Below are 10,129 nucleotides of genomic sequence, written 5' to 3' on the forward strand. Positions count from 1 at the left end.
CATTCGCGCCTTCTGGCCGCTCGGCGTCAGCAGCGAGCCGAACATCTCGAGCGCCATGTCCTCGGTCGCGCTGGACATGGTGTCGTTGCGCCAGGCATCGCGAACGAGCTGTTCGGCGGCCCGGCGGTTGCCGCGCGACAGTTCGGCTTTCGCCAGCGCCAGCTTGCCCTTGGCGCTGAGCGGCGTTTCGTTTTCGAACCAGGCCAGCACGGTGGCGTCGTCGCGCTTGTCGTCCCACAACGCCGCTTCGGCACGGCGGCGGAAGAAGGTCTGCGACGGCCAGCTTGGATTGGCCCGCAAGAACGCGCGATAGCGTTCGACGCTCGCGCCATTGTCGCCACTTCGCAGGATCACCCACTCGGACAGCTTACGCGCCACCGGATCGGAAATTCCCTCGGCCACGGCAGAGGCTTCCGTCTGCCGGCTTTTGCGCACGAGTTCGATGACGTTCTCCAGCGCCTCGGCATCTGCGCGCGAGGTGCTCGCCGTCGCTGCCATCGCCGAGCGCGCGCGCGGCGTTTCGCGAGCCGCGCGCGACAGAGCAGGAGGGGCGGGCGTTGCGACGACGGCGGTGTGCGGAGCAGTCGTGGCTTTCGACGGCTCCTTGGACGCTTCCTGGGAAGTCGGCTTATGACTTGGTGCCGCGCCGCGCGCAATCGGTCGCGCCTTCGGCAACGGGACGTGGTGGGAAGCGGCGAAAGCCGACGAGGCGAGGCCGTACCAACCGAGCCCGACCGCCAGCGCCGCGACCGACGCGGTGAGGACCAACCTCGATCGTTGGCAATGAGCTGGTGGTCGATTTGAATGCAATCGCGATAGTCCCGGGCGTGCTCAGGCGATTCGCTCAAGTTTGTCAGTCCCGCTCGCCGATGTGAAGCGTGCAGAGGTCGCGGTTCGGCGAAGGGCTGTTTGCTTGCAGACGACGACAGCGGCAAAGCACGGCCAAGTGATCACCGCTGCGTGAGTCCGTTGGCGCACATACGCAAACGGCGCCCCGGAGGGCGCCGCTCGAATCAGTAGATGCTTGCTCGAGTAGCTTAAGGGCAGGGATGGCGCTTGCCGTCATATCCCAAATACGTGCCGGAGGCCGGGTCATACGACTTGAAACGCTGGGCGCAATAGGCGTCGGAATCGCCGTCCGAGCCGCCTTGCACGATCGTCACATCAGGCTCGTCGTAATAGCCATAGTCGTACGGATAGCCGTAATACCCGGCATACGCTCCAGGCCAGTATCCTCCGCCGTAGTAACCGCCGCCCCAGCCGCGGCGATGACCACCGTGCCAGCCGCCGCCGAATCCGCGACCACCTTGCCATCCACCGCCACCGGCGAAGTGTCCGCCGCCCATACGACCGGGGCCGGCGAAGTGGCCGCCTCCGCCACCTCCGACCATGGCGCCGCCGCCCTTAGGACCGCCGCCGGCAAATCCGCCGCCGCCCATGCTACCGCCGCCCATCGTGCCGCCACCGCCCATGCCGCCTCCGCCGCCACCACCACCGGCGGCCGCACCTCCGCCACCGCCGCCCATGCTGCCAGCCGCCAGGCTGGGCGCGGCCGTCGCCAAAGGCAGCGCGATCGCCACCGCGGCGACCATCGTCAAAGTCTTAAAGTTCAACATCTGGTGGACTCCATCCGGAATGTTCTGAAATCGGTATCTTTTCAACCCATTCGAGCTCGGGTCGTTCCTGCCCGACGCTGGATGTTGCGCCGGCGCAGCTGTCAGGGCGCTGAACGAACTGCGGCGATTTCAGGGAACCTGATCCGCGCAGATCGCAAGCGTTCGCAGGCCGCTGGACAAGCGGGCCAGCCGGTGGCATCAGGAGCTTCCAGTTCGCCGCCAGGGATGCGCCCGATGAAACTGTTTTTGCTGCGGATTTTTACGTGGTGGTCCGGTTACACCTTCGGCACGCAACTCTGGACCTGGCGGTTCGGCGAACTCGTCGGCAGCGACGAGCAGGGCAATCGCTATTTCCGCACTAAAGGCGGCAAGATCGATCCGTCGCTCGGCTTCGAGCGGCGCTGGGTGCTGTACAACGGCTATGCCGAGCCGTCGCGCGTTCCCCCGGCTTGGCACGGCTGGCTGCATCACGTTGTCGACGTTCCGCCGACCGAGCAGAGCTATACGCCGCGCGAGTGGATGAAGCCGCATCAGGAGAATCTGACCGGCACGCCGCGCGCCTATCGCCCGCTGGGTTCGACGCTGGCCGCCGGCCGCCGGCCTAAGGCGACGGGCGATTACCAGCCCTGGACGCCGGGCTCCTGAACTTTCCCTGATCAGGGTCGCAAAGCTGTTCTTCCAGGCGTGCTGATGTCGAATCATCAGCCGCGTTTCGGCATGCATTCGTCCATTTTCAAGCAACCAAGCTCATTACCAAGCCGGGTTTGGGAGCCTGAGCGGTATCGCTCTGCGCTGCGATCCGTGTCGTCCGCTCCAAAAATTACTCCAATACTTCCAATCTGTTGTCGCTGCGCAACAGCTCGAGAGATCCCTTGCCGCTGTTTGATTTTGAGCAGCATCCAGAGAGTTCGTTGCCCGTAATAGGGGAGAAATATTCAAAGACAACCAAAATTGGATTAGTCGGATGAGACGCGCGCTTTTTTGCTCGCTGAGTTGCCTCGTTGTCGCCGCCGGCGCTGCGCGCGCCGCTGATTTGCCGGTCAAGGCCGTTCCCCCGCCACCGGTGCCGTGGAGCTGGACCGGCTTCTATGTCGGCGCCCACGTCGGAGGTGGTGCGGGCACCACGCGATTTGCAGATCCCTTCGGCCCGTCGATTTACGGCGACGCGGTGCGTACGCCCAAGGCGCTCGGCGGTCTTCAGGCCGGCTACAATTGGCAGCTGCCGGGATCGAACATCGTGCTCGGCATCGAAGCCGACGCCAGCGTCGTCGATTCCAACTGGACGCAGACCTGCTTGGCTTACTCCGGCTTCTTCCTCTCGGCTAATTGCCGTGTCCGTCAGGACTTCACCGGGAGCCTGACAGGACGAGTCGGTGTTGCGTTCGGCAGCGGCGGGCACAGCCTCGTCTACGCCAAGGGAGGCGCTGCCTTCCTGAGCGATCGGAAGGACATCACCATCAATCCGCTCGGTACGCCCTTCGTCAGTTCGTTGAACGAAACGCGGGCGGGATGGACCGTGGGCGCCGGGGTGGAGCACGCCATCGCGCCGGCCTGGTCGGTCAAGCTCGAATACGACTACGCCGACTTCGGCAAGAGCACCATCGATGTGCCCTCCAGCTTCAGGCAGCCGCTGCCGCCACTCCCGCTCTATCTGGCGACGCCGGCAACGACCACGCAGGTCAGCCAGAACATCCACCTCTTCAAGCTTGGCCTCAACTATCGGATCGACGGAGACGCCGCTGCGCACTGGAACGGTGCGCCGCCGATCGTGGCCAAAGCCGCGGTGCCGGCTTGGGCCGCGGGGTGGCAGGTCGAAGCGGGCGGGCGCTATTGGTACAGCTCCGGCCGCTTTCAGAAAGATCTGGGCGGGACGTTCAATCAGAGTCAGCAAAACATCCTGAACTCGCGGCTGACGTATAACTCGAAGGCTAACTCCGGCGAGTTCTTCGGCCGCGTCGACACGCCGGTCGACATCTTCGTCAAGGGCTTCGTCGGCGGCGGCAGCCTCACCAATGGCGGCGACTTGACCGATGAGGACTGGCTGATCGGTGGCGGGACTGTGCCGTATTCGAACACGCTGTCGTCGGCGAAGGGTGATATTGTCTATGGCACCCTCGACGTCGGCTACAATGTGCTGCGGGGCCCGGGCTACAAGGTCGGCGGCTTTGTCGGCTACAACTACTATGGCGAAAACAAATCCGCCTCTGGTTGCCTCCAGATCGGCAGTCCGTCTGCCGGATGCGTACCTACCGTTCCGACCTCGGTTCTGGTGATCACCGAAAACGACAAATGGCAGTCGCTTCGTGTCGGTGCATCCACTGAATTCATGCTGGGGTACGGCTTCAAGCTCAACGGCGATGCCGCCTATCTGCCTTATGTGAGCGTCAAAGGCTTCGACTATCACGTGCTGCGGAGCCTGCCGCTGCCCGCGACCGGCAGGGGGCAGGGCGTTCAGCTCGAGGCGATCCTGTCCTACGCCATCACGCCCAATTTCAACGTCGGTGCGGGTGGTCGCTATTGGGCGATGTGGGCGACAGAAGACGCCTACGTGAACTTCGGCGGGGCACCGTGCCCGTGCCAGCCGCTGCCGATGCGAACCGACCGCTACGGCATGTTCTTGCAGGCGTCCTACGTGTTCAATCCACCGGCGGCGATTGCTGCCAAGTACTGATGCAAATAGAGGCCGACGGGGCCTCGGACGATGAGTCCGAGGCCCCGGGCTCGCGTCACGTCATCACTCTCTCATCAGTCTTTTCGCTCAGCCGCGCGGCAGCGCGGTCGATGGCCTCGACGCGGCGTTGCCGGGCGCCGGCGAGGCGTTGCTTGAGCTGAGCCACGACCTGCTCGGGCGCCGTGTCGGGTGAGCCGGCGTTGAACGGCGGGGCCGGATTGTATTCGAGCATCAGCTGAATGGCCTCCGCCGTCGCGCGATCGGTCAGCAGCGAGGCCAGCGTCAGCGCGAAATCGATGCCGGCGGTGACGCCGCCGCCTGTGATCCGATTGCGGTCGATGCAGACACGCGCCCGTTCCGGCGCGGCTCCGAATTTCGCCAGATCATCGACCGCGGTCCAATGCGTTGTTGCGCGGTAGCCGCGGAGCAGTCCCGCTGCGCCGAGCACGAGCGAGCCGGTGCAGACGGAAGTAACAAACCGCGCGCGCTCCGCCTGCGACTGCAGGAAAGCCAGACTCTCCTCATCCTCGATCAGATCGTCCGTACCGGCGCCGCCGGGGACGCAGAGAACGTCGAGCTGCGGGCAGTTCGTGAAGTCTATGGTGGGCGGCAGCGTCAGCGCGGTGTCGCTCGGCACCGGGGCCATCGTCTTGGCGAAGAGGTGCACGGTGGCGCCTGGGACGCGCGAAAACACCTGCAGAGGGCCGGTGAGATCAAGCTGGGTCAGCTTGGGGAACAGCATCAGTCCGATGTGAAGAGTGCTCATTGCTTTATCGCTCCGCGGTGGTCCTTGACGCCGAGATGCTGGCATGATCGGGTTATGGCCGAAATGGCATTTTTCCCTCCTTTCGAGACGTTGGATCGAGAGCTTGAACATGATTGGCGTGCTGATCTATCCGGACTTCCAATTGCTCGATGTCGCGGGGCCAATCGCGGCGTTTGAAATCGCGGGCCGCTACGCCCGTGATCGCGCGTCGATCCGGATCATGGCGGCTGAAGCCGGTGCGGTGCGAAGCTCGTCGGGGGTGGAGATGCTGGCGCGCAGCCTGCGCCACGACCGGTCGATGCGCACCCTGATCATTTCGGGCGGCGAAGGCGTCGGCGGCGCCGCAAGCTGCAGCAAGACGCGCGAATTCGTTCGTGCTGCCGCCGCCCGCGGCTGTCGCGTCGCCAGCGTTTGTTCGGGTGCCTATGTGCTGGCCGAGGCCGGTCTGCTCGACGGGCGCCGCGCGACGACGCATTGGGGCCGCACCCGCGATTTCCGGCGCCGCTTTCCGCAGGTGCGGCTCGAGCCCGAGCGCATTTTCGTGCGCGACGGCGAGGTGTGGACGTCGGCCGGGATCAGTGCCGGCATCGATCTGGCGCTGGCGATCATCGCCGACGATTACTCCGACGCGATCGCGCGCGACACCGCGCGGCAGCTGGTGCTGGCACAGCGGCGCTCGGGCGGACAATCGCAGTTCTCATCCTTGCTCGAACTGCAGGAGCCGAGCGGCCGCTTCGCTGCGTTGCTCGAATGGGTTCGTCAGCACCTCGATCTGCCTCTCACGGTCGAGCAACTGGCCGAGCAGGCGGGGATGAGTTCGCGGCATTTCACCCGTGCTTTCATCGCCGAAACCGGCACGACGCCGGCCAAGGCAGTCGAACGCCTGCGCATCGAAGTCGCGAGAGGACGGATTCAGGCGTCGGCCGAACCGATCGAGGGCGTCGCGCGAGCCACCGGCTTCGGCGATCCCGAACGCATGCGCCGCGCGTTCATCCGCACCTTCGGTCAGCCGCCGCAGGCGCTGCGCCGGGTCGCGCGCGCAGTGTAAGCGTCAGCGCAACATCCTCTGCATGACGCCGTCGCGATAGACGAACACATGCAGCAGTACGGCGCCGACATGCAGGCCGATGACGATCAGCAGCGCCCATTCGGAGAACTGGTGCCAGCCGTCGATCATGCGATTGGCCGCGGGATTAGCCGAGCTCAGCATCGGGAACGGCAGCATGCCGAAGTAAGTCATCGTCCAGCCGCGGAACGATACGAAGGCCCAGCCGCTCAGCGTCGTGGTCAACACCAGCAGATACAGCAGCCAATGCACGCCTTCGGCACTGAAGCGTTGAAAGCCCGACAGTGAACTCTCCGGCGCCACCGGATGGGTGAGGCGCCAGGCGAAGCGCAGCACGATCAGTACCAGGATCGTCAGGCCGAACGAGACGTGGAGTATCATCGGCAGCCCGGGCTGCATGCCGCGGTGGATGTCCGGCATGAACCAGCCGATCAGATACTGAAGCGCCAGCAGGACGACGATGGTCCAATGAAAGATCTTGGCGACCCGGCCATAGCTCAAACTGCGCGCGATCATGGTTCTTCCGAATTCAGCCGCATCAATGCGCCGGCCGAAAATTGGTTTCGGCCCTTGGCATGTTCGCCAAACTAGACGGTCGGAGGTGATTTGGCGCGGTGAATGTGCTCGGCCCGGGCATTTAGCGAAGTCATCGCTTTCGTCAATTCTGGATAGACCTCGTCCGCAATGGTAACGACGCCGTAATTGGAATCCTCTCCGTCCCAGCGGCCTTCGGCAGGCTGGTCGGCGTGCACGAACCAGTGCGTTCCGATCAGATTGGGATGCCGCAAAGCGGCTTCGGTGTAGCGCACGAAGCCGTCGGCGCGGTCCCGCTGAGTCGGCACGCGCGGCCCGGCGCCGTGACTGTTCGCCAGGCCGGCATCATCGCCGCGGAACGAGAATTCGCCGATCAGGCACGGCCTCCCTGTCGCCGCATAGGCCGTGAGCGCAATATCGGGCAGCGGATCGTAACAATTCAGGCTGATGACATCGCAAAAACGCCCCGCGACTGCGATCACCTGTGGCTGGGGCACGTAGGCGAAGCGGCAGCCGAGCACGAGATGATGCGGCGCGGCAGCCCGGATTGCGGCCGCGCTCACCGCCAGATAGCGCTCGGCGAGCAGACCGGCGAAAGCATCGCAATCGGCGAAGTAGCAGGCGCTGTCGTGGTCGGCGGGAAGCGAGGCGAGTGAAGGACGCCGGAAGGGCGGGGGAGCGATCGACGCATTGCCGAGCTCATCCCATGACGTCAGTGAAGTCCGCCAAACGGAGTTGAACCCGGCCAGGTCGTTGTAGCGGTCGCGTAGCAGTCCGGCGGCGACGGCGCGTGAAAACGGGGCCGCGGCGTCGCGTAGAACGCCCGCAAGCAGCTCTTCGTCGCCGCGCCAGTCCGGTCCCCACTGCAGTTCGTTGTCGATGAACCAGCCGAGCACGCTGGGATCGTCGCGCTGCGGCGCGCAGACTTCATTGGCGCGTTGGTACGCGAAACGCTCGAAGGCCGGATCGAACACGTCGCAGCGCGGCCAGCCGCGGTCCTCGGCATAGGCGGTCGCGACATAGACGACGCCGGCGGCCGAGGCGAGCGGCGTCGATCCTGCGCGGACGAGTTCGGGTTCGGACCATGCGCCGAGCGAGTTGAATCCCCACGAGGCGAGGCGGCTGGCCGCGACGGCCCGCCAGCGCTCGCGGCTGCCGTATTTGCGCAGGCAGGCTTCGCGATAGGGGCGGCGATCGGTGCCCTGGATGTTGTCGTGATCGAATTGCACCGAGACGACGCCCTTGGACAGGAAAAGGCCGCCGTCCGGGTCGATGAACCACCACACGCCGTCGATCTGTTCGACCCGAAAGAAGCCGGTCGCCGCCGCCCCAGCGGTCACCAATCCGCCCCACCGGGTCCGTAGAATGTCGCTCATGGATGTTTTGTCGCCGCGGTAACGCGGGCCAGCGTTGACCCGCATCAAGCATGCCGGCAGCGGCTGGAATGGCGGCCTGCCAACCGCCCTTTCCGCGCCGTATTCGACGTGTTAACCGGACGGCCGATGCGAGCGGCCGGGGCTGTAGAATGTCGCCCAAGCTGATTCGATAAATTGAGCCGCACCCATTTGAGCCGCACCGAATGTCCCGACGCCTGAGCATTGCCGGCCTTGCGGCGCTGATCGCCGTTCCTCTGATCGCGGCCGCGCCGGCGCGGGCGCAGATCGGCAATATCTTCTCCGATCCGCCGCCGCGGCCGCCGGCCGCTGTGCCACGGGGTGCGCCGCCGCCGATGAGCGACGACGACGAGGATGTGCCGGACCTGCCGCCGCAGGGGCGGGTGCTGCCGGCGCCCAACCGGGCCATGCAGGGCTCGGCGATGCCGGGGCCGGTGCAATCCCAGCCGTTGCCGCCGCCACCGGGCAGCTCGGTGATCCCGCAAAACGCGCCGCCGGTCGCCAATGCGCCGGGCAGTGCGCCGGCCGACAGCGGCGTTGCCGCCGTCAATCCGCTGCCCGGCCTGCCGCCGGGTCAACGCCAGCCGCGCGGCACGCCAGGCACGCCGCCGCCGGCTCCGGCAACGCTGCAGCCGGGCGACGAGATCGTCACCGAGCCGCCGGCGCAGAAGATCATCAACAAGAAGGCCAGCTTCACCGGGCTCGACAAGATCACCGGCCGCACCATCAGTTTCGACGCCAATATCGGTGAAACGGTACAGTTCGGTGCTCTACGGTTGAAGACGGACGCCTGCTATACGCGGCCGTCGACCGAAGCCACCAACACCGATGCCTTCGTCGAGGTCGACGAAATCACGCTGCAAGGCGAGGTGAAGCGAATCTTCTCAGGCTGGATGTTCGCTGCAAGCCCCGGCCTGCACGCCGTCGAGCATCCGATTTACGACGTCTGGCTGACAGACTGTAAGTCGCCGGAAACTCCGGTCGCCAGCGTGCAGCCGGATGCACCGAAGCCCGCTCCGCCGCCGCAGCAGCGTCGCCGCCAGCCGCCGCAGGGACAGGCGCAACAACAGCCGCCGGCACCGCGTCCGGTGCGGCCCCCGCCGGCGCCGCTGCCGTCGTTCCAGCAGTAAGCGCGATCACTCCGAGGCGAATACGGCCAGCGCCTCGGCGCCCCGCACCGGCCGGTCGACCGGTAGCACGGCGAAATCAGCCACGTCGGTGAGGGCCTGATCCAGCAGCGCGCGATAGCGCATGCGCGGCACTTCGACGGCGCCGAAGCTGCGCAGATGATCGGTGACGTACTGCGTGTCGAGCAGCGTGTAGCCGCCGGCGATCAGCCGCGCGACGAGGTGTACCAGCGCCACCTTGGAGGCGTCGCGGGCGCGGTGGAACATGCTCTCGCCGAAAAACGCCCGGCCGAGGCTGACGCCGTAGAGACCGCCGACCAAGTCGTCGTCCTGCCAGACCTCGACGCTGTGGCAATGCCCCATCGTGTAGAGGCTGGTGTAGAGATCGCGGATCCGGCGGTTGATCCAGGTGTCCTCGCGACCTTCCTGCGGCGCCGCGCAGCCGTCGATCACGGCGGAGAAGTCGCGGTCGACGGTGACTGTGAAGGCGTCGGAACGCACCGTGCGCGCAAGCCGCGAAGCGACGCGGAAGCCGTCGAGCGGAATGATGCCGCGCAGCTCCGGCTCGACCCAGAACAGGGTCGGATCGTCGACACTCTCCGCCATCGGGAAGATGCCGCACGCATAGGCGCGCAGCAGCACCTCGGGCGTGATCTCGGACGAAGCGGAGCCGCGAGCCATGCGCCACTATAGCGAGTCGGCGCGCCTCGCGCGACCGCGGTGATCGGCGGAAAGCGGGGGCTACGGCATCACGTCGGGGTGCCAGCCGGTCAGCGCCAGCATCGCGAAGAAGGCGACGAAATAGGCGACGCCGACATGCCAGCCGAAGCGCAGCCACAGATACACCGACTTGCCCTCGGGAAACATGTTGGTCAGCGCCACGCCGGCCGAGGAGCCGAACCACATCATCGAGCCGCCGAAGCCGACCGCATAGGCGACGAAGCCCCAGTCGTAG

At 65.8% G+C, this 10,129-nt stretch carries 9 protein-coding genes and 2 pseudogenes; 4 read left to right on the forward strand and 7 right to left on the reverse strand.

Annotated elements, in window-relative coordinates; translation table 11 throughout:
* Positions 1–768: pseudogene (locus I5M_RS27625) on the reverse strand (lytic transglycosylase domain-containing protein); the annotation flags it as partial.
* A 269-nt stretch (positions 769–1,037) separates the two neighbouring features.
* On the reverse strand, positions 1,038–1,616 hold the full coding sequence (locus I5M_RS27630; protein ID WP_022724361.1) for a BA14K family protein: 579 nt from the start codon (positions 1,614–1,616) through the stop codon (positions 1,038–1,040).
* Between the two features lie 234 nt (positions 1,617–1,850).
* Between I5M_RS27630 and I5M_RS27635 the strand changes: the two genes are divergently transcribed.
* Both I5M_RS27635 and I5M_RS27640 read left to right on the forward strand, forming a co-directional pair.
* The gene (locus tag I5M_RS27635) at positions 1,851–2,261 is read left to right on the forward strand and encodes an NADH:ubiquinone oxidoreductase subunit NDUFA12 (RefSeq protein ID WP_031337818.1); all 411 of its coding nucleotides are present in this window, start codon (positions 1,851–1,853) and stop codon (positions 2,259–2,261) included.
* Between the two features lie 319 nt (positions 2,262–2,580).
* On the forward strand, positions 2,581–4,287 hold the full coding sequence (locus tag I5M_RS27640; RefSeq protein WP_022724363.1) for an outer membrane beta-barrel protein: 1,707 nt from the start codon (positions 2,581–2,583) through the stop codon (positions 4,285–4,287).
* Between the two features lie 55 nt (positions 4,288–4,342).
* Here I5M_RS27640 and I5M_RS27645 read toward each other — a convergent pair whose 3' ends face one another.
* Entirely contained in the window at positions 4,343–5,053 is a 711-nt protein-coding gene (locus tag I5M_RS27645; protein ID WP_022724364.1) for a DJ-1/PfpI family protein, read from the reverse strand.
* A 109-nt stretch (positions 5,054–5,162) separates the two neighbouring features.
* Between I5M_RS27645 and I5M_RS27650 the strand changes: the two genes are divergently transcribed.
* Positions 5,163–6,101 (forward strand): GlxA family transcriptional regulator, encoded by a 939-nt coding sequence (locus I5M_RS27650; RefSeq protein ID WP_022724365.1) that lies wholly within the window; start codon positions 5,163–5,165, stop codon positions 6,099–6,101.
* 3 nt (positions 6,102–6,104) lie between these two features.
* Here I5M_RS27650 and I5M_RS27655 read toward each other — a convergent pair whose 3' ends face one another.
* Complete coding sequence (locus I5M_RS27655; RefSeq protein WP_022724366.1) at positions 6,105–6,635, reverse strand: cytochrome b; 531 nt, start codon at positions 6,633–6,635, stop codon at positions 6,105–6,107.
* 71 nt (positions 6,636–6,706) lie between these two features.
* A complete protein-coding gene (locus tag I5M_RS27660; RefSeq protein ID WP_031337820.1) occupies positions 6,707–8,029 on the reverse strand; it encodes a hypothetical protein in 1,323 nt (440 codons plus the stop codon).
* Between the two features lie 203 nt (positions 8,030–8,232).
* Here I5M_RS27660 and I5M_RS27665 point away from each other — a divergent pair, with 203 nt between their 5' ends.
* Positions 8,233–9,177, forward strand: a complete 945-nt coding sequence (locus I5M_RS27665; protein ID WP_022724368.1) for a DUF2155 domain-containing protein — start codon at positions 8,233–8,235, stop codon at positions 9,175–9,177.
* A 6-nt stretch (positions 9,178–9,183) separates the two neighbouring features.
* Here I5M_RS27665 and aat read toward each other — a convergent pair whose 3' ends face one another.
* Entirely contained in the window at positions 9,184–9,855 is a 672-nt protein-coding gene (gene aat, locus I5M_RS27670; protein ID WP_022724369.1) for a leucyl/phenylalanyl-tRNA--protein transferase, read from the reverse strand.
* Between the two features lie 60 nt (positions 9,856–9,915).
* Positions 9,916–10,129, reverse strand: a pseudogene (locus tag I5M_RS27675) (citrate transporter); the annotation flags it as partial.

It is taken from the genome of Rhodopseudomonas sp. B29, from assembly GCF_000333455.1.
GTDB lineage: Bacteria > Pseudomonadota > Alphaproteobacteria > Rhizobiales > Xanthobacteraceae > Rhodopseudomonas.